General features: G+C 69.6%; 15 protein-coding genes. 12 read left to right on the top strand and 3 right to left on the bottom strand.

Annotation, left to right across the window (positions count from 1 at the left end; translation table 11 throughout):
- The first annotated feature begins 11 nt into the window (after positions 1-11).
- The 4 genes from uvrB (at position 12) to OG609_RS30900 (ending at position 6,197) form a co-directional block, all read left to right on the top strand.
- Positions 12-2,132, top strand: a complete 2,121-nt coding sequence (gene uvrB / locus OG609_RS30885) for an excinuclease ABC subunit UvrB (protein WP_327275836.1) — start codon at positions 12-14, stop codon at positions 2,130-2,132.
- Between the two features lie 131 nt (positions 2,133-2,263).
- On the top strand, positions 2,264-2,842 hold the full coding sequence (locus OG609_RS30890) for a TerD family protein (protein ID WP_327275837.1): 579 nt from the start codon (positions 2,264-2,266) through the stop codon (positions 2,840-2,842).
- A 133-nt stretch (positions 2,843-2,975) separates the two neighbouring features.
- Positions 2,976-4,928 (top strand): TerD family protein, encoded by a 1,953-nt coding sequence (locus tag OG609_RS30895; RefSeq protein ID WP_327275838.1) that lies wholly within the window; start codon positions 2,976-2,978, stop codon positions 4,926-4,928.
- A 264-nt stretch (positions 4,929-5,192) separates the two neighbouring features.
- Positions 5,193-6,197 carry a TerC family protein gene (locus OG609_RS30900; RefSeq protein WP_327275839.1) on the top strand — a complete coding sequence of 335 codons (1,005 nt, stop codon included), beginning with the start codon at positions 5,193-5,195 and terminating at the stop codon, positions 6,195-6,197.
- Positions 6,198-6,320: 123 nt separating this feature from the next.
- Here OG609_RS30900 and OG609_RS30905 read toward each other — a convergent pair whose 3' ends face one another.
- Positions 6,321-6,977: an MBL fold metallo-hydrolase gene (locus tag OG609_RS30905; protein ID WP_327275840.1), complete on the bottom strand. Its 657-nt coding sequence runs from the start codon at positions 6,975-6,977 to the stop codon at positions 6,321-6,323.
- A gap of 10 nt (positions 6,978-6,987) precedes the next feature.
- A complete protein-coding gene (locus OG609_RS30910) occupies positions 6,988-7,677 on the bottom strand; it encodes a maleylpyruvate isomerase family mycothiol-dependent enzyme (RefSeq protein ID WP_327275841.1) in 690 nt (229 codons plus the stop codon).
- 176 nt (positions 7,678-7,853) lie between these two features.
- Here OG609_RS30910 and uvrA point away from each other — a divergent pair, with 176 nt between their 5' ends.
- Positions 7,854-10,913 (top strand): excinuclease ABC subunit UvrA, encoded by a 3,060-nt coding sequence (uvrA, locus tag OG609_RS30915; protein ID WP_327275842.1) that lies wholly within the window; start codon positions 7,854-7,856, stop codon positions 10,911-10,913.
- 418 nt (positions 10,914-11,331) lie between these two features.
- Positions 11,332-11,760 carry a Rieske (2Fe-2S) protein gene (locus OG609_RS30920; protein ID WP_327275843.1) on the top strand — a complete coding sequence of 143 codons (429 nt, stop codon included), beginning with the start codon at positions 11,332-11,334 and terminating at the stop codon, positions 11,758-11,760.
- Between the two features lie 19 nt (positions 11,761-11,779).
- On the opposite strand, the gene OG609_RS30925 is transcribed toward OG609_RS30920, so the two are convergent.
- Positions 11,780-12,706, bottom strand: a complete 927-nt coding sequence (locus tag OG609_RS30925) for a hypothetical protein (protein WP_327278243.1) — start codon at positions 12,704-12,706, stop codon at positions 11,780-11,782.
- Between the two features lie 229 nt (positions 12,707-12,935).
- On the opposite strand from OG609_RS30925, the gene OG609_RS30930 reads away from it, so the two are divergent.
- The 6 genes from OG609_RS30930 to whiA all read left to right on the top strand — a co-directional run bounded on the left by OG609_RS30930 (position 12,936) and on the right by whiA (position 19,676).
- Positions 12,936-13,574 (top strand): papain-like cysteine protease family protein, encoded by a 639-nt coding sequence (locus tag OG609_RS30930; RefSeq protein WP_327275844.1) that lies wholly within the window; start codon positions 12,936-12,938, stop codon positions 13,572-13,574.
- 4 nt (positions 13,575-13,578) lie between these two features.
- Positions 13,579-14,466 carry a hypothetical protein gene (locus tag OG609_RS30935; protein WP_442818017.1) on the top strand — a complete coding sequence of 296 codons (888 nt, stop codon included), beginning with the start codon at positions 13,579-13,581 and terminating at the stop codon, positions 14,464-14,466.
- A 119-nt stretch (positions 14,467-14,585) separates the two neighbouring features.
- Complete coding sequence (uvrC, locus tag OG609_RS30940) at positions 14,586-16,697, top strand: excinuclease ABC subunit UvrC (protein ID WP_327275845.1); 2,112 nt, start codon at positions 14,586-14,588, stop codon at positions 16,695-16,697.
- The gene (gene rapZ / locus OG609_RS30945; RefSeq protein ID WP_093899529.1) at positions 16,694-17,665 is read left to right on the top strand and encodes an RNase adapter RapZ; all 972 of its coding nucleotides are present in this window, start codon (positions 16,694-16,696) and stop codon (positions 17,663-17,665) included. Before uvrC ends, rapZ begins: the two co-directional genes overlap by 4 nt.
- Positions 17,662-18,696, top strand: coding sequence for a gluconeogenesis factor YvcK family protein (locus OG609_RS30950; RefSeq protein ID WP_327275846.1), 1,035 nt, complete (start codon positions 17,662-17,664; stop codon positions 18,694-18,696). Before rapZ ends, OG609_RS30950 begins: the two co-directional genes overlap by 4 nt.
- The gene (gene whiA / locus OG609_RS30955; protein ID WP_030919772.1) at positions 18,687-19,676 is read left to right on the top strand and encodes a DNA-binding protein WhiA; all 990 of its coding nucleotides are present in this window, start codon (positions 18,687-18,689) and stop codon (positions 19,674-19,676) included. Before OG609_RS30950 ends, whiA begins: the two co-directional genes overlap by 10 nt.
- Positions 19,677-19,936: the final 260 nt, after the last annotated feature.

Here is a 19,936-nt window from a genome sequence, read left to right on the forward strand (position 1 = left end):
ACGGTGGTTGCATGCGGCCCGTTTCGAAGATCGAACGTTCGGTGGCGCCTTTCGAGGTCGTCAGTCCCTTCCAGCCCAGCGGCGACCAGCCCGCGGCCATCGCCGAGCTGGAGCGGCGCATCCGTGCGGATGAGAAGGATGTCGTCCTGCTCGGCGCGACCGGCACCGGCAAGTCGGCGACCACCGCCTGGATGATCGAGAAACTGCAGCGCCCCACCCTCGTGATGGCGCCGAACAAAACCCTCGCGGCCCAGCTGGCGAACGAGTTCCGCGAGCTGCTGCCCAACAACGCCGTCGAGTACTTCGTCTCCTACTACGACTACTACCAGCCCGAGGCGTACGTCCCGCAGTCGGACACCTACATCGAGAAGGACTCCTCGATCAACGAGGAGGTCGAGCGGCTGCGCCACTCCGCGACGAATTCGCTGCTCACCCGGCGCGATGTCGTCGTGGTCGCCTCCGTCTCCTGCATCTACGGCCTCGGTACGCCCCAGGAGTACGTGGACCGGATGGTCCAGCTCAAGGTCGGCGACGAGATCGACCGCGACCAGCTGCTGCGCCGCTTCGTCGAGATCCAGTACAGCCGCAACGACCTGGCGTTCACCCGCGGCACCTTCCGCGTCCGCGGCGACACCATCGAGATCTTCCCGGTCTACGAGGAGCTCGCCGTCCGAATCGAGATGTTCGGCGACGAGATCGAGGCGCTCTCCACCCTTCACCCGCTCACCGGCGAGGTCATCAGCGAGGACCAGTCCCTCCACGTCTTCCCGGCCAGCCACTACGTCGCAGGCCCCGAGCGCATGGAGAAGGCGGTCAACGGCATCGAGCAGGAGCTGGAACAGCGCCTCGCCGAGCTGGAGAAGCAGGGCAAGATGCTGGAGGCCCAGCGGCTGCGGATGCGCACCACGTACGACATCGAGATGCTCCGGCAGATCGGCACCTGCTCCGGCGTCGAGAACTACTCGATGCACTTCGACGGCCGCTCACCCGGCACCGCCCCCAACACCCTCCTCGACTACTTTCCCGAGGACTTCCTCCTCGTCCTCGACGAGTCGCATGTCACCGTGCCGCAGATCGGCGCCATGTACGAGGGCGACGCCTCCCGCAAGCGAACCCTCGTCGACCACGGATTCCGGCTCCCCTCCGCGCTCGACAACCGCCCGCTGAAGTGGGAGGAGTTCCTGAACCGGATCAACCAGACCGTCTATCTCTCCGCCACACCCGGGAAGTACGAGCTCTCCAGGGGCGACGGCTTCGTGGAGCAGATCATCCGCCCCACCGGCCTCGTCGACCCGGAGGTCGTCGTCAAGCCCACCGAGGGCCAGATCGACGACCTGGTGCACGAGATCCGCACGCGCGCCGAGAAGGACGAGCGGGTCCTGGTCACCACCCTCACCAAGAAGATGGCCGAGGACCTCACCGACTACTTCCTGGAGCTCGGCATCCAGGTCCGCTATCTGCACAGCGACGTCGACACCCTGCGCCGCATCGAGCTGCTGCGTGAGCTGCGCTCCGGTGAGTACGACGTACTGGTCGGCATCAACCTCCTGCGCGAGGGCCTCGACCTGCCCGAGGTGTCGCTGGTCGCCATCCTCGACGCGGACAAGCAGGGCTTTCTGCGCTCGGGGACGTCCCTGATCCAGACCATCGGGCGCGCCGCCCGTAACGTGTCGGGGCAGGTCCATATGTACGCGGACAAGATCACCCCGGCGATGGCGCAGGCCATCGACGAGACCAATCGGCGTCGCGAGAAGCAGATCGCCTACAACACCGAGCGCGGCCTCGACCCGCAGCCGCTGCGCAAGAAGATCAACGACATCGTTGCGACGATCGCCCGCGAGGAGGTCGACACCGAGCAGCTGCTCGGCACCGGCTACCGCCAGACGAAGGGTGCCAAGGCTCCCGTTCCCACGCTGGGCGTCAAGACGGCAGGCTCCAAGAAGGCCGGGGGCAACGGCGCGGTGGTCACCGACCGGCCCGCCACCGAACTGGCCGGAATCATCGAGGAGATGACCGACCGGATGCGGGCAGCCGCCGCTGACCTGCAGTTCGAGGTGGCGGCCCGACTGCGTGACGAGGTCGGTGAGTTGAAGAAGGAGTTGCGTCAGATGCGGGAGGCGGGCCTCGCCTGACCCCGTCGCGCCTGGTGTGTTGCAGGACCGACACAAAAACGCCCCAAGCGGCCACACGCTCGGTGTGACTGCGTAGGGTGCTGGAAAACCGCGCACGGACGGTGGCGGGGCAAGCGGAGAGGGGACAGCGCGTGACGGTCAATATGACCAAGGGTCAGGCCATCAGCCTGCAGAAGAGCGACGGGGGGACCCTGACCGCGGTGCGGATGGGGCTCGGCTGGCAGGCGGCGCCGCGCCGCGGTCTGTTCGGTTCACGTACGAGGGAGATCGACCTCGATGCTTCGGCGGTGCTGTTCGCCGACAAGCAGCCGGTCGACGTGGTCTTCTTCCGTCACCTCGTCAGTGACGACGGCTCGGTCCAGCACACTGGGGACAACCTGGTCGGCGGCGCCGGTTCGGGCGGCGACGACGAGGCGATCCTCGTCGATCTGCAGCGGGTGCCGGTCCACATCGACCAGATCGTCTTCACGGTGAACTCCTTCACCGGCCAGACGTTCCAGGAGGTGCAGAACGCCTTCTGCCGCATCGTCGACGAGACCAACGGCCAGGAGCTCGCCCGCTACACGCTGGACGGCGGCGGGCAGTACACGGCCCAGATCATGGCGAAGGTGCACCGTTCGGGGAACGGGTGGCAGATGACCGCCCTCGGCAACCCGGCCAACGGCCGCACCTTCCAGGACCTGATGCCGGCGATCCTGCCGCACCTGTAGGCACGGCCGGACCAGCCGGTCGACATCGGTACGCGCAGCTCCCGGAGGCATCGGCCGCCGGGAGCTGCACCACATCGCGCCGCACCGCACGACACCGCACCACGCAGCGGCAACTCATCGAGGGGACAGGGCAATGACGGCCGAGCTGGTCCGGGGGCAGAACCACACCTTGCCCCAGACCCGTCTGGAGATCCGGGTATCGGCCGGCACACCCGTCGTGGCCGGTGCCACGCTCGGCGACGAGGACGGCACCGTGCACGGCACCGAGTGGGTCGCCCACCCGGGATCGCCACAGCTGCCCGGGCTCGAGGTGTCCGGACAGGCCGCCGCCGAACACCGGCTCGCCGTGGACCTCGACGCCCTGCCGGCTTCGGTGCACCGGGTCACCGTGCTGCTGGCCCTGCCCACAGGCGTCGGCGGACCGGTCCGGTTCGGCGCGGTCGCCTCACCGTTCGTCGCCGTCACCGGGCTCGAAGGCAGCGAGATCGCCACCTTCACCCTCACCGGCCTGGACAGCGAGTCCGCCGTCGCAGCCCTGGAGCTCTACCGCCGCCAGGGTGCCTGGAAGGTCCGCGCCGTCGGTCAGGGTTACGCGGGCGGCCTCGCCGCCATGCTCGCCGACCAGGGCCTGACGCAGGCGGCCGAGCTGGCCCACTCGATCCAGGACGCCGTCGCCCGCGCGATGGCCCGCTCGGTCGCACCGCCCCCGCCGCGCACCCCGGACGGTGACCGGGTCGGTCACGGCACGGGCCCCGTACCGCCCTCGGACGGCCGCCGACCTCCCGTCGCACCGCCGACGGCCACCCAGCCCCCCGAGCCGCTTGCCGAGCCCACCACCCCGCCGTCCGCGGCCACGACGGGCGGCCCCATCAACTACGCCCACCCGCGCCGCCAGGCATCCGCACCCCCGCCACCCCCTCCCACCGCCCCGCCCGCCGAGCCGGGCCACGCCGCCCGGCCCGTCGCCGGGGACGCGACCGGCTGGTCCATGGAGGAGCGCCTCTACAACCAGATATGGGGCATGTTCGAGGACCTGGCCCGCACCACCGCCGCGTACCGCAGCGCCGTCGACTTCGCAGAGTCCCGCATGGACCAGGAGCTCGACCGGACCCTGTCCGACCCGCGAAACCGGATCGGCGGCGCCGGCGACCGGGCCCGCGAACAGGCCCGTACCAAGCGCGACGAGCTGACCGCCCGGGCCCGCGAGGTCCTCGATCGCGACCTCGCCCAGCTCGCCGCCGAGTCCGCCGTCGTGGAACCCGCGCTCCCCGCCGCGTACGCGGGATGGGACAACCCCGTCTGGCACGCCTACCGCGTCCCGATGGAGATCCCGATGGCGCTGCGCATCGGCGACCTCCATCTGCCCGAGAGCCCCGACCTGCGAATCCCGCTACTGGTCCGGCTCCCTCTGGAGCGCGGGATCTGGGTCGACAGCGGCCGTACGGCCTCCGAGGCCGCAGCCCTGATGGACACCGCCCAACTGCGCCGCCTGGCCATGGAGAACGCGGTCGCGCACGCGGCCCGGCTGCTGGCCGTCTATCCGGCCGACGAGTTCTCCGTCCATGTCATCGACCCCGCGGGCTCGGCGGCCGGAGCGCTCGCCCCTCTGGTCGATTCCGGGGCCCTCGCGGGGCCGTCCGCCGCCGGAGCCGGGGGAGTGGCCTCGGTCCTCGCACAACTCACCCGGCGTGTCGACCTGGTGCAGATGGCGATCCGGGCCGGCGCCGCCGATTCGCTTCCGCCGGACCTCGACACAGGCGAACAGCTGCTGATCGTCAACGACTTCCCGCACGGCTTCGACGACCGGGCCGTCACCCAGCTGCGCTACCTCGCAGACGAGGGGCCCTCGGTCGGCGTCCATCTGCTGATGGTCGCGGACCGCGAGGACGCCGGCGCGTACGGGCCGGTGCTCGACCCGCTGTGGCGCTCGCTGCTCAGGATCACCCCGGTCGCCGACGACCACCTGGCCGATCCCTGGGTGGGCCACGCCTGGACGTACGAGCCGCTGAGGATGCCGCCTGGCAGTCGGGTCCTTGAGCAGGTGCTCGCCAGGGTGGCCGCGGCCCGCCACCCCCGGCGCCCCTGAGCCCTGGAGCGGAGGCGACTACGTATCAACGCCCCTGACCTGCCCTTTTGGAAGATCTTTACCCTCCTCTTTACCTTTCCTTGGTGTTCCCTGTACTGTTCTTTGGGCGGAGGGGAGTACTCCCATACGCGGCGTGCCCGTCAGTACGGACTGTGACCGGTCCCGGGGCGCCGGCCCGTGGTGCGCAGCCCGTGCGCCCGGGTGGAAGAGACCTCCGGCAGCGACGACGCTGATCAGTAGCCGTAGCGAACTGCCGGAGGCGCAGTGGACGTTTCATGGACCCTCTGGGTGCTGACCATTCTTGGTCTGTCAGCCCTTATTGCCGTCGACTTCTTCATCGGGCGCAAACCCCATGACGTGACGACCAAGGAAGCCGGAATCTGGACGATCATCTGGATCGCGCTGGCCGCGCTCTTCGGACTCGGCCTGCTGGTCTTCGGTGAGAGCCAGGCGTCGGGCGAGTTCTTCGCCGGCTTCATCACCGAGAAGTCGCTCAGTGTCGACAACCTCTTCGTCTTCGTCCTGATCATGGCGAAGTTCTCGGTCCCCTCCCACCTCCAGCAACGGGTGCTGCTCGTCGGTGTGCTGATCGCGCTGGTGCTGCGAGCGATCTTCATCGCTGCCGGTGCCGCCGTCATCGCCAACTTCTCGTGGGTCTTCTACATCTTCGGCGCGTTCCTGATCTACACCGCCTGGAAGCTCATCCAGGAGGCGCGGGCCGGCGAGGAAGAGGAGGAGTTCGAGGAGAACCGACTCCTCAAGACGATCGAGCGCCGCTTCGGGGTCGCCGACCGGTACCACGGCACCAAGCTCTTCATCCGTAACAACGGCAAGCGCGTCCTGACGCCGCTGATGGTCGTCATGCTCGCCATCGGCACCACCGATGTGCTGTTCGCCCTGGATTCCATCCCCGCGATCTTCGGCCTGACCCAGGATCCGTACATCGTCTTCACCGCCAACGCCTTCGCCCTGATGGGGCTGCGGCAGCTGTACTTCCTGATCGGCGGGCTGCTGAAGAAGCTGGTCCACCTCAGCTACGGCCTCTCGGTCATCCTCGGCTTCATCGGCGTGAAGCTGGTGCTGCACGCACTGCACGAGTCCGGAGTGCACGTCCCCGAGATCTCCATCCCGGTCTCGCTCGGCGTCATCTGCGGCGTGCTGGTGATCACCACGATCACCAGTCTCATCGCCAATAAGAAGCAGGAGCGGGCCGAGGCGGCCGCGGAAGCGGACAAGGCCGCGGACAAGGGTTCCAGCATCGACGCCTGACCGCGGCGGACGGCCCGGCGGCCGTCCGGCCGGGCAGGAACCGGCACCGGCCGGGGCGAGCAACTGTCCGTTGCCCGCCCCGGCCGGTGTTTGTACGGGTGGAGAGCGCCCCTGCGGCTGCCGTCACCAGCCGCGGGCGCGCCACTGCGGCAGCTGCGGACGCTCGTCGCCGAGGGTGGTGTCGTGACCGTGGCCCGGATAGACCCAGGTCTCGTCGGGCAACTGGTCGAAGAGCTTGGTCTTCACATCGTGGAGCAGGCTCGCGAAGGCCTCGGGATCCTTGTGCGTATTGCCGACCCCGCCCGGGAAGAGGCAGTCCCCGGTGAACAGGTGCGGGGCGCCGTGCGGGTCGTCGTAGATCAGCGCGATGGAGCCCGGGGTGTGACCGACGAGGTGACGGGCGGTCAGGGCGACCCGGCCCACCTGGATCGTGCCGTTGTCGTCGACCAGGACATCGGTCGGGACCGGGATGCCCTCGGCGTCGTACCGCCCGGCGTACGTACGCGCGCCGGTGGCCGCCACCACCTCGCCGAGCGCCTGCCAGTGGTCGCCGTGCCGATGGGTGGTGACGACGGAGGTGATGCCGTCGTCGCCGATCAGCTGCAGCAGGGTCCCGGCCTCGTTGGCCGCGTCGATCAGGAGCTGCTCGCCGGTGGCCCGGCAGCGCAGCAGATAGGCGTTGTTGTTCATCGGGCCGACGGCGACCTTGGAGATCATCAGATCCGTCAACTCGTGTACATCCGCACGCCCGCCGACCTTGACCGTTCCGCTGTACGTCATACGTCTCAGCCTATAGCGGGGGCAGCGCGGGAAGGGGGCCGCCTTCGACGGTCAGTGCCGAGCCGTCACGGCGTCCGCAGAGCCAGCCGAGCAGCTCGGGGGCCGTACCGCGGACCGTGACAGGACCGCCTTCCGCGCCGCCGCCCGTCGTCCAGGTCCGGCCCTTGTCGTCGGCCGCATCCGTGGACATGACATCGGGGTGCCCGTCGAACCGCTCGGCGAGGAAGTCGATCTCCCGTGTGACGAACTCGTCCGGGAGATCCTCCAGCTCGTAGCCGATGCCCAGGTCGACATGGTGCAGCTCGACCTCGATGCGGCGGCGGAAGGGGATCCTGGAGGCCGAGTCGGTCACGCCGTTGCGCATCGTGACCGTGCGGGACCAGTCGGCCGGGGCCGATGCGGCGGCCACGAAACGGGCCGCGCTCTCGACCAGGTCGGCCAGCTGCTCGGCCTTTGGCCGGGTTGCGTCGCGCTCGATGTCGCGGTCGCGGGTTTCGCTGTCTGCGTACATCGGCCGGCCCTGGAGAACATTTACGAGCGCGTCGGCGTTACGAGAGAGGTGCGCAACGACATGGCCGCGGCTCCAGCCCGGCAATCGCGACGGCTCGGCGAGTGCGGAGTCGTCCAATTTCCTGGTGGCGCTGAGCAGCCGATCGGTCGCTTCACGTACGGCGTCCAGGTCGTGCGCATGATCAATCATGAGGCTGAGCCTAGCCCCGCCACTCATTCGGGTGAAGGAGTCTGCGGCCGTCCGTAAATCGAATGCGCGTGCTATACGCTCGGAGTCGAAAGCTTCGTACATCGCTGTGGCGCCCCCCCATACCCTGGGACAGGGGCTCAGTTCCCCCACTTCTCTCTAGAAAGGTGCGGACCGGCGTGGCCGACCGTCTCATCGTCCGTGGCGCTCGCGAGCACAACCTCAAGAACGTCTCGCTCGACCTCCCCCGCGACTCCCTCATCGTCTTCACCGGGCTTTCCGGGTCGGGCAAGTCGTCTCTCGCGTTCGACACGATTTTCGCCGAGGGACAGCGACGCTACGTGGAGTCGCTCTCCTCGTACGCCCGCCAGTTCCTCGGCCAGATGGACAAGCCGGACGTCGACTTCATCGAGGGCCTCTCGCCCGCCGTCTCCATCGACCAGAAGTCGACCTCGCGCAACCCGCGCTCGACGGTCGGCACCATCACGGAGGTCTACGACTACCTCCGGCTGCTCTTCGCCCGGATCGGCAAGCCGCACTGCCCCGAGTGCGGCCGTCCCATCTCGCGCCAGTCGCCGCAGGCCATCGTCGACAAGGTGCTCGGTCTTCCCGAGGGCAGCCGTTTCCAGGTGCTCTCGCCGCTGGTGCGTGAGCGCAAGGGCGAGTTCGTCGACCTCTTCGCCGATCTGCAGACCAAGGGCTACAGCAGGGCCCGGGTCGACGGCGAGACCATCCAGCTCTCCGAGCCGCCCAAGCTGAAGAAGCAGGAGAAGCACACCATCGAGGTGGTCATCGACCGCCTCACGGTGAAGGACAGCGCCAAGCGCAGGCTGACCGACTCGGTCGAGACCGCGCTCGGGCTCTCCGGCGGCATGGTCGTGCTCGACTTCGTCGACCTCCCCGAGGACGACCCCGAGCGTGAGCGGATGTACTCCGAGCACCTCTACTGCCCGTACGACGACCTCTCTTTCGAGGAGCTGGAGCCGCGCTCCTTCTCCTTCAACTCGCCCTTCGGCGCCTGCCCCGACTGCACGGGTATCGGTACGCGGATGGAGGTCGACCCCGAGCTGATCGTCCCCGACGAGGAGAGGTCGCTCGACGAGGGCGCGATCCACCCCTGGTCGCACGGCCACACCAAGGAGTACTTCGGGCGGCTGATCGGCGCGCTCGCCGCAGCCCTCGGATTCCGTACGGACATCCCGTGGGCCGGGCTGCCGCAGCGCGCCAAGAAGGCCCTGCTCCACGGCCACAAGATCCAGACCGAGGTCCGCTACCGCAACCGCTACGGCCGCGAGCGCGCCTACACCACCCCCGCCTTCGAGGGCGCGGTCCAGTTCGTCAAGCGGCGGCACTCCGAGGCCGAGAGCGACTCCAGCCGGGAGCGCTTCGAGGGCTATATGCGAGAGGTGCCCTGCCCGACCTGTGAGGGCACCAGACTCAAGCCGATCGTCCTCGCGGTCACGGTGATGGAGAAGTCCATTGCCGAGGTCTCCGCGATGTCGATCAGCGAGTGCGCCGAATTCCTCGGCCGGATGAAGCTGAACGCCCGCGACAAGAAGATCGCCGAACGGGTACTGAAGGAGGTCAACGAGCGGCTGAGGTTCCTGGTCGACGTCGGCCTCGACTACCTCTCGCTGAACCGCGCGGCAGGCACTCTGTCCGGCGGCGAGGCCCAGCGCATCCGGCTCGCCACACAGATCGGCTCCGGCCTGGTCGGCGTGCTGTACGTGCTGGACGAGCCGTCCATCGGTCTGCACCAGCGGGACAACCACCGGCTGATCGAGACCCTGGTCCGGCTCCGCGACATGGGCAACACGCTGATCGTGGTCGAGCACGACGAGGACACCATCAAGGTCGCCGACTGGGTCGTCGACATCGGCCCCGGCGCCGGTGAGCACGGCGGCAAGGTGGTCCACTCCGGATCGCTCAAGGAGCTGCTGGGCAACGGTGAGTCGATCACCGGCCAGTATCTGACCGGCAAGAAGTCGATCGCGATGCCCGACATCCGACGCCCCGTCGACCCGTCACGCAGGCTCACGGTGCACGGTGCCCGGGAGAACAACCTCCAGGACATCGACGTCTCCTTCCCGCTCGGTGTGCTCACGGCCGTCACGGGTGTCTCGGGCTCCGGAAAGTCGACACTGGTCAATGACATCCTCTACACCCACCTGGCACGCGAGCTGAACGGCGCCAAGTCGGTGCCCGGCCGCCACACCCGGGTCGACGGGGACGACCAGGTCGACAAGGTGGTGCACGTCGACCAGTCACCCATCGGCCGTACGCCCCGGTCCAACCCGGCCACGTACACCGGCGTCTTCGACCATGTCCGCAAGCTGTTCGCGGAGACGATGGAGGCGAAGGTGCGCGGCTATCTGCCGGGCCGCTTCTCCTTCAACGTCAAGGGCGGCCGCTGCGAGAACTGCTCCGGCGACGGCACGATCAAGATCGAGATGAACTTCCTGCCGGATGTGTACGTCCCGTGCGAGGTCTGCCACGGAGCGCGCTACAACCGGGAGACCCTGGAGGTCCACTACAAGGGAAAGTCCATCGCCGAGGTGCTGGACATGCCGATCGAGGAGGGCCTGGAGTTCTTCGAGGCCGTCCCGACGATCGCCCGTCACCTCCGCACGCTCCATGAGGTAGGCCTCGGATACGTCAGGCTCGGCCAGTCCGCGCCCACGCTCTCCGGCGGCGAGGCACAGCGTGTGAAGCTCGCGAGCGAGCTGCAGAAGCGCTCCACCGGCCGCACGGTCTACGTCCTGGACGAGCCGACCACGGGTCTGCACTTCGAGGACATCAGCAAACTCATCAAGGTGCTCTCCGGGCTGGTCGACAAGGGCAACTCGGTGATCGTCATCGAGCACAACCTCGATGTGGTCAAGACCGCGGACTGGGTCATCGACATGGGCCCCGAAGGGGGCAACGGGGGCGGTCTGGTCATCGCCGAGGGAACCCCGGAGCAGGTCGCCGGGGTTCCGGCCAGCCACACCGGCAAGTTCCTCCAGGGCATCCTGGACCCGGATCGGGTGAGCGAAGCCTCGGTGCCCGCGGCACGTAAGCCCGTGCGGAAGGTGGCCACGAAGAAGGCGGTCGCCGCGAAGTCGGCCCCGGTCAGGACGACGGCCACGGCCAGGACGAGTGCGGGCCGGGCCGCCAAGTCCGCCACGGCCGAGACCGCCAAGCCTGCTGAGGCGAAGAAGCCTGCGGCGAAGAAGGCGACCCGCGCGCGCAAGGTCTGAGCGCCGAAGCGGCGGCCCCCGGAAAGCGGAGGCCGCCGCTTCTGTCGGTACGGCGCGCCCTCGCCGCAGGCTCCGGTACGGCTGCGCGCCCATCGGAGCCGCTGAGGCCTGCGCCGCCCCCACCCCGCGCCCGCACGTTCCCAGGTACCCCGGTCCGCCCACTCGTCCCTGGAGCGGCCCGGTCCGCCCGCGCGCCCCTGCCCCTACGCCCACGTTCCTCCTGTCCAACCGGCACTGGCCTCTTGACCAGGGACAACCGGACTTGGGTGGCCCGGCCACCGACCCCCCGATCTCCGCCGGTATCGTCGGTTCTGTCACCGATGGCTCTGATGCCCCCCGGGTACCCCTGGTGTTTCCGGGGCCTCAGCTGCCCCCGGTAACCCCCTCTGCACCCTGACCCCTGACCAGTGGAGACCGCATGCCCGGCCAGCCCGCCGCCCGCCGTACCGTGCTGAAGGGTGCCGCTCTCGCCGGCGCTGCCGGGCTGGGAGTGGCCGCCTGCTCGACCGAATCGAAGCTCGGCCATGCCGAGACGCCGACGCCGACCGCCCCCGTCCAGCTCGGCGCGGCGGAAGAGATTCCGGTCGGCGGATCCAAGCTCTACCGCGACCAGCGGGTCATCGTCACGTGCCCGGCCAAGGGCCAGTACAAGGCGTTCAGCGCCCAGTGCACCCACGCGGGCTGCCTGCTGGACAAGGTCGAGGACAACGTGGGGAACTGCCCCTGCCACGGCAGCCGCTTCGATACGACGACCGGCAAGGCCATGCACGGCCCGGCGACTGCGCCGCTGCCCTCGGTCCCGGTCAGGATCGAGGGCGGAAAGCTCGTCGCGGGCCCCGAGGCCTGACGCCCTGCCGGGGACGGAGTCACTCCCAGTCCCAGTCGATGCCGACCAGGCCGGGCCGTACCCCCTGCTCCACCAGGTGAACGGTCCGGTGCCGGCCGGCGAGCGTGAGATCCGCACGGGCGCCGCGCGGCGCCCCCGCCGAGACCTGGGAGAAGCTCCGGCACCGGACCGGCAGCGCGGCCTCGTCGAAGCCCACCTGCAGCACGTACTGTCCGCCGCCGAAACTGAAGCCGCGCACGTACTCGCCGCACGGCCCTCCCGTGGCATCGTCGAAGCCGTAGCCGAAGAGGTATGTGTCACCCGCCCTCAGCCGGGTGTCGAAGAGCAGCTCCGCGACGAGCACTCCCGTCTCCCGGTCCCAGCGGACCCGCCCCGTCCGGCAGTTCTCCCGGGCCGCCACCTCCACCCGCGCCGGATCGCAGCCCGGATCGCCCCGGTAGACGGCGAGATAGCGGTCGATGTCGTCCCGGTGCGCGCGCACCACATGCTGCGATTCCCGTTGCCGCAGTTCCCGGCCGGGCCCGATCCGTATCCGCTCGTGATGCCCCACGGTGTGCAGCCCGCCGTCCATCGGTGACCCCATCGTGGCGAGCAACCGCTCCACCGCGCCGGACGCCTCCATCAGGGAACGGTACGAGCGTGCGGCCGGACGGTCGGCGTCCACACGGCCGTTCCCGGTCTCCAAAAGGCGGAGCAGCGAGTTCCCCGGCAGTTGCAGCACCTCCTCCAGCGCTCTCACCGCCCGCAACGACTCGGTGCGCTGCGGGCGCCTGGCCCCCTGCTGCCAGTAACTCAGGCTGGTCACACCGACCTTGATCCCGCGGTGTGCGAGATGGTGCTGCACCCGCTGGAGCGGCAGCCCCCGCACCGCGAGTGCGGTGCGCAGCGCCAGATGGAACGGGCCGGTGTGCAGCACCTGCGCCAGCTCGGCCTCGGTGTGCTGCATGAGGTCCTCCAGGTGAACGTTCACGACGCGGGATGGGGAGACCGCGTCGGCGGGGGCGGTGCCGCAGGTGGCCGGGGGAGATCCGTTCACGTATTCGCCACGCCGTTCACACCGCGATGTTCCCCCGCATTGAAGCGTGTTGACCCGTCCCCGACAACGGTTGATGCTCCTCGAACAGCGTCCGGACGCGCTCCTGCGATCACACACCCCCTGCATTGGGAGGAACGCAATGCGCAACCGAAGTATCCGACCGGGACGACTCCCGATCACGGCCGTCCTAGCCGCCGTACTGCTCGTCTTACCGACGGCGACCGCCTCAGCAGCGCAGATCCCCACCACGAGTGCCTCGGCGGTACAAGGCACCGCTGCCGCCGACAGCAGCATCGCCGCCACCCAGCGCCTGAACATCACCATGCAGGCCCAGCAGAAGACCAACTGGTGCTGGGCGGCAGCCGGCAACACCATCGCCACCTGGTTCGGCCGCACCTACTCGCAGAACCAGTTCTGCAACGCCGCCTTCGGCCGCTCCCAGGGCTACGAGTGCCCCAACTCGCAGGCCTCGCTCGGCAACGTCCAGGACGGTCTCGACTGGGCCGGCATCAACCCCGGTTCGTACGTCACCGGCTGGCTCCGCTACCCCACCGTCCAGGCCGAGATCGTCGCAGGACGCCCCGTCGAGACCCGCATCCAGTGGTCGGCCGGCGGTGGCCACATGCATGTCCTGTACGGGTACGACGACGCGAACAGCTGGGTCTACTGGGGCGATCCATGGCCCTCCAGCAACCGTTACAACTGGGCCTCGCATGCCTGGTACGTGAGCAACAACGAGTTCTCCTGGACCCACTCGCTGTACCGGATCGGAGCGTGACGGCGTGATCTCCAAGACCGCACGCACCGCACGGTCCGCAGCTGCCGCCCTGGCCGCCACGGGCGTTCTGACAGGCGCCGCCCTGCTCACTGTCACGGCCCCGCAGGCGGCCGCCGCCACCGGCCCCGCAGCCGATCCGGCCGCCCTGACCGCCGCCCGTCGAGTAGCCACCGATCCCGCGACCCTGGACACCCTGTCCCGGTTCTTCGCCCGCGAAGGCAAGATCACAAGGTCGGCGGCCGCGCCGCGTATCGAGGGCGCCGCCGTCCCCGTACGCACCCTCGACCCGGACTTCGTCGCGGGGAAACCGGGAGCGCCCGTCGCCAGGCTGGACTACCTCGCCACCACGGCCGTCTCCTCGGACGGCCAGAAGGCGTCCCTGTGGACCCTTCCGAAGGAAGGGAAGGAAGGGAAGGACGGCGGCTGGCAGGTGGTGAACATCGCCACCGGCGACGACGAGACACGGTACGCCGCCGCGGGCGCCCACAAGCTCCCCGGCGGGACGGTCTTCCGCGAGCCGCAGATCGACGCCTGGTACGTCCAGAAGGGGGCCGAGGTGCTCCCGCTGGACCAGGACGCGGTCCGTGCGGTCGGCGCCCGCGGCACCACACTGGCCGCCTACCGCGCCCGGGTACGGGAGGCCTACGGCGACAAGCTCCCCGGCTCCGGTTACGGCCGCTCCGGCAAGGCGGGGGGATACGCACCGTCCGCAACTGCTTCCGGCCCCCGGGAAGGCGCCGGCGGAACCCACCGGGTGGCTGCCGCGAGCACGGCTTCCGACACGGCCCTGACCGCCACGTCGGCCGCCGCCGGAGCGGGTGCCCTCGCCGTGCTCGCCCTCGGCGGCATCACGGCACTGCGCAACCGCCGCCGCCACCGGGAAACCCCGTGACCGGCAACGGCACCCGCTGACCCCGTGCTCCGGGGCGCGCTCCCTCAACCCGCGCCCCGGGGCACGGCACCACTGCCGAGCAGGCCGCACTGTCACTGCCCGCAAGTAGGGTGGGACACATGGCAGACCCCTCCAGCTACCGCCCCAAGCCGGGACAGATCCCCGACTCTCCGGGGGTCTACAAATTCCGCGACGAACACCGCCGGGTGATCTACGTCGGAAAGGCCAAGAACCTGCGCCAGCGCCTGGCCAATTACTTCCAGGACCTGGCCGCGCTCCACCCGCGTACGCGCACGATGGTCACTACGGCAGCCTCGGTGGAGTGGACCGTCGTCTCCACGGAGGTCGAGGCGCTCCAGCTGGAGTACTCCTGGATCAAGGAGTTCGACCCCCGGTTCAACGTCAAGTACCGCGACGACAAGAGCTATCCGTATCTCGCGGTCACGCTCAACGAGGAATTCCCGCGCGTCCAGGTCATGCGCGGAGCCAAGAAGAAGGGCGTGCGCTACTTCGGTCCGTACGGGCACGCCTGGGCGATCCGCGAGACGGTCGACCTGATGCTCCGGGTCTTTCCGGTGCGTACGTGTTCCGCCGGAGTCTTCAAGAACGCCGCCAGGACCGGCCGCCCGTGCCTCCTCGGCTACATCGGCAAGTGCTCGGCCCCCTGCGTCGGCCGGGTCACCCCCGAGGAACACCGCGAACTGGCGGGCGACTTCTGCGACTTCATGGCCGGCCGCACCGGCACGTACATCCGCCGCCTGGAGAAGGACATGATGGCGGCGGCCGAAGAGATGGAGTACGAGCGGGCGGCCCGGCTCCGCGACGACGTGGAGGCCCTCAAACGGGCCATGGAGAAGAGCGCCGTCGTCCTCGCCGACGCCACCGACGCCGACCTGATCGCGGTCGCCGAGGACGAGCTCGAAGCCGCCGTCCAGATCTTCCATGTGCGCGGCGGCCGGGTGCGCGGTCAGCGCGGCTGGGTCACCGACAAGGTCGAGAACGTAGACACCTCGGGCCTGGTCGAGCACGCCCTGCAGCAGCTGTACGGCGAGGAGACGGGCGACTCCGTTCCCAAGGAGGTCCTCGTCCCGGCCCTCCCCGAGGACCCCGACGCGGTCTCCCAGTGGCTCGCCGACCGCAGGGGATCCCACGTCAGCCTGCGGATCCCGCAGCGCGGCGACAAGAAGGACCTGATGGCGACGGTTCAGCGCAACGCCCAGCAGGCACTGGGGCTGCACAAGACCAAGCGCGCCTCCGACCTGACGACCCGCTCCCGCGCCCTGGAGGAGATCGCCGAGGCGCTCGGCCTCGACACGGCTCCGCTGCGCATCGAGTGCTTCGACATCTCGCATCTCCAGGGCGACGACGTGGTCGCCTCCATGGTCGTCTTCGAGGACGGTCTTGCCCGAAAGAGCGAGTACCGCCGCTTCCAGATCAAGGGCTTCGAGGGCCAGGACGACGTCCGGTCGATGCATGAGGTGATCGGCCGCCGCTTCAAGCGGTATCTCCAGGAGAAGGAGCGGACGGGGGAGTGGGAGGAGACCCCCGCGCCGACCGGCCCCGTCCCGGCCCCGCAAACCGCCCCGGCGGCCCTGACCGGCCCGGCCGCCCCGGTCGTCGGCGTGGACACCGTCCCCGGCGCAGGCACCACCTCCGTCCCGGACACCACCCCCGATCCGGACGCCGAGCCCCGTGAGGACGACGGCCGTCCCAAGCGGTTCGCCTATCCGCCGCAGCTCGTCGTGGTCGACGGCGGCCAGCCGCAGGTCGCCGCCGCCAAGCGCGCCCTCGACGAGCTCGGGATCGACGACATCGCCGTCTGCGGCCTTGCCAAGCGCCTCGAAGAGGTCTGGCTGCCCGAGGACGACGACCCCGTCGTCCTGCCCCGCTCCAGTGAGGGCCTCTATCTCCTCCAGCGTGTCCGTGACGAGGCCCACCGCTTCGCGATCACGTATCAGCGCGCCAAGCGGGCCAAGCGCATCCGTTCCAGCCCCCTGGATGCCGTCGCCGGCCTCGGCGAGACCCGGAAACAGGCGCTGATCAAGCATTTCGGCTCCGTGAAGAAGCTGAAGCAGGCGACAATCGACGAGATCTGCGAGGTTCCGGGGATAGGCCGCAGGACTGCGGAATCGGTGGCTGTCGCCCTGGCCTCGGCTGCCCCGGCCACGCCCGCCGTGAACACGGCGACAGGAGAGATCATTGAAGATGACGACGGGGGCAGCACGACATGACTGAGCACGAACACGAACATGAAGTCGAGCACAACAGCACCGACCGAGCAGACGGAGCAGGACACGTGAGTACGGGCACCACGATCGAGACGGGTGACGGGAACGCGGCCATTCCCGAGCTGGTGATCATCTCGGGGATGTCGGGCGCCGGGCGCAGCACCGCGGCCAAGTGTCTGGAGGACCTCGGCTGGTTCGTCGTCGACAACCTGCCGCCCGCCCTGATCCCCACCATGGTCGAGCTCGGCGCCCGCTCTCAGGGCAACGTGGCCCGGATCGCCGTCGTCGTCGACGTGCGGGGCCGCCGCTTCTTCGACAACCTCCGCGAGTCCCTCGCGGACCTGGAGGCAAAGCACGTCACCCGGCGCATCGTCTTCCTGGAGTCCTCCGACGACGCGCTGGTCCGGCGCTTCGAGTCGGTCCGCCGCCCGCACCCCCTCCAGGGCGACGGCCGGATCGTCGACGGCATCGCCGCCGAGCGCGACCTGCTGCGCGAGCTGCGCGGCGACGCCGACCTGGTGATCGACACCTCCAGCCTCAATGTGCACGAACTGCGCGCCAAGATGGACGCCCAGTTCGCCGGCGACGAGGAGCCGGAGCTGCGCGCCACGGTGATGTCGTTCGGCTTCAAGTACGGCCTGCCGGTCGACGCCGACCTGGTGGTCGACTGCCGCTTCCTGCCCAACCCGCACTGGGTCCCCGAGCTGCGCCCGTTCACCGGACTCAACGAAGAGGTCTCCGCCTACGTCTTCGACCAACCCGGCGCCAAGGAATTCCTCAACCAGTACACGGAGCTGCTCCAGCTCATCGCCGCCGGGTACCGCCGCGAGGGCAAGCGCTATGTGACGATCGCCGTCGGCTGCACGGGCGGCAAGCACCGCTCGGTCGCCATGTCCGAGAAGCTCGCGGCCAGGCTCGCGACCGAAGGCATCGAGACCGTCCTCGTCCACCGGGACATGGGGCGCGAGTGACCAGCCGTAATCTGCGCCTGCGCCGGCTGCGCAGAGCCACCTCTGCGATCTCCGGCCGCAAGCGCAGCGCGCAGCCCAAGGTCGTCGCCCTCGGCGGGGGCATGGGCCTGTCCGCGTCGCTCGCGGCGCTCCGCCGGATCACCGGCGATCTCACGGCCGTGGTCACCGTCGCCGACGACGGCGGCTCCAGCGGCCGGCTCCGCGAGGAGCTCGGCGTCCTGCCCCCCGGCGACCTGCGCAAGGCGCTCGCGGCCCTGTGCGGTGACGACGACTGGGGCCAGACCTGGGCCCAGGTCATCCAGCACCGCTTCCAGTCCAAGGGCGATCTGCACGAGCACGCGGTCGGCAATCTGCTGATCGTCGCTCTGTGGGAGCAGCTCGGCGACCACGTCCAGGCCCTGGACCTGGTCGGCAAGCTCCTCGGGGCGCACGGCCGGGTGCTGCCCATGTCCGCCGTGCCGCTGGAGCTCCAGGCGCTCGTACGGGGACACGACCCGGCCCGCCCGGATGACGTGGACACGGTGCGGGGCCAGGCCACCGTGGCGCTCACCCCGGGCGAGGTGCAGTCCGTCCACCTCGTTCCGAACGACCCGCCGGCCGTTCCCGAGGCTGTCGCGGCGGTCCTCGACGCGGACTGGGTGGTGCTCGGCCCGGGGTCCTGGTTCTCCTCCGTGATCCCGCATCTGCTCGTCCCGGAACTGCTCGACGCGCTGATCGAGACCAAGGCCCGCAAGGTCCTCTCGCTCAACCTCGCACCGCAACCCGGCGAAACTGATGGCTTCTCTCCGCAGCGTCATTTGGAGGTTTTGGGACGACACGCCCCTAAACTCGCCATGGACGTGGTGCTGGCCGACGAAGCCGCCGTGCCCGATCGCGAGTCCCTCGCCGACGCCGCCAAGTGGCTCGGCGCCGCGGTCGAGCTGGCGCCGGTGGCCTCACCCGACGGCGTTCCGATTCATGATCCGGAGCTGTTGGCCGCCGCGTACGACCGTATTTTTCGGATGCATGGAAGGATCGGCCCATGGCGATGACGCCGGCGGTGAAGGACGAAATCTCTCGGCTTCCCGTGACCCGGACCTGCTGCAGGAAGGCAGAAGTCTCGGCGATTCTTCGGTTCGCAGGTGGGCTGCACCTGGTGAGCGGCCGGATTGTGATCGAGGCGGAGCTGGACACCGCAATGGCGGCGCGCCGGCTGAAGCGGGACATTCTTGAGATCTTCGGGCACAGCTCGGAACTGATCGTGATGGCTCCCGGCGGGCTGCGGCGTGGCTCCCGCTATGTCGTACGGGTGGTGGCGGGCGGCGATCAGCTGGCCCGCCAGACCGGCCTGGTGGACGGCCGCGGCCGTCCCATCCGCGGCCTGCCCCCGCAGGTGGTCTCGGGGGCCACCTGCGATGCCGAGGCCGCCTGGCGCGGGGCCTTCCTGGCACATGGCTCGCTCACCGAGCCGGGCCGCTCCTCCTCGCTGGAGGTGACCTGCCCGGGCCCGGAGGCGGCGCTCGCGCTGGTCGGCGCGGCCCGCAGGCTCTCCATCGCGGCGAAGGCCCGCGAGGTGCGCGGGGTGGACCGGGTCGTCGTCCGTGACGGCGACGCGATCGGCGCCCTGCTCACCCGGCTCGGCGCCCATGAGTCGGTGCTGGCCTGGGAGGAGCGGCGGATGCGCCGCGAGGTCCGCGCCACCGCGAACCGGCTCGCCAACTTCGACGACGCCAACCTGCGCCGTTCCGCGCGGGCCGCGGTCGCCGCGGGCGCCCGGGTGGGGCGCGCGCTGGAGATCCTGGGCGAGGAGGTGCCCGAGCACCTCGCGGCGGCCGGACGGCTGCGCATGGAGCACAAGCAGGCCTCCTTGGAGGAGTTGGGCGCGCTCGCCGACCCGCCGCTGACCAAGGACGCGGTCGCCGGCCGGATCCGACGGCTGCTGGCGATGGCCGACAAGCGGGCCCAGGATCTGGGTATCCCGGGCACGGAATCCACCCTCAGCGAGGAGCTCGCCGACGGCCTGGTGGGCTGACCCGCGACGGCCATGAAGTCGGCCGGATACAGAACGCGCGGCATTCCCAGGAACGTTGACGCTCCGTAATCATGGCTGCCGGTACGGCCGAGTATCCGAAGGCCCGTACTCCTGCCCGAGGAGTACGGGCCTCGGCGGTTCCTACGGCCCTGCTCGATGTCACCCCGGGGCCGTCGGAGAGGTAGGGTCGGAGGCGGTCGGGGACATCTCATACAACTCGCCGGGGTGGAAACCCCGCGTACCTAACGAGGAGATCGGTT

The sequence above is a fragment of the Streptomyces sp. NBC_01224 genome (assembly GCF_036002945.1).
GTDB lineage: Bacteria > Actinomycetota > Actinomycetes > Streptomycetales > Streptomycetaceae > Streptomyces.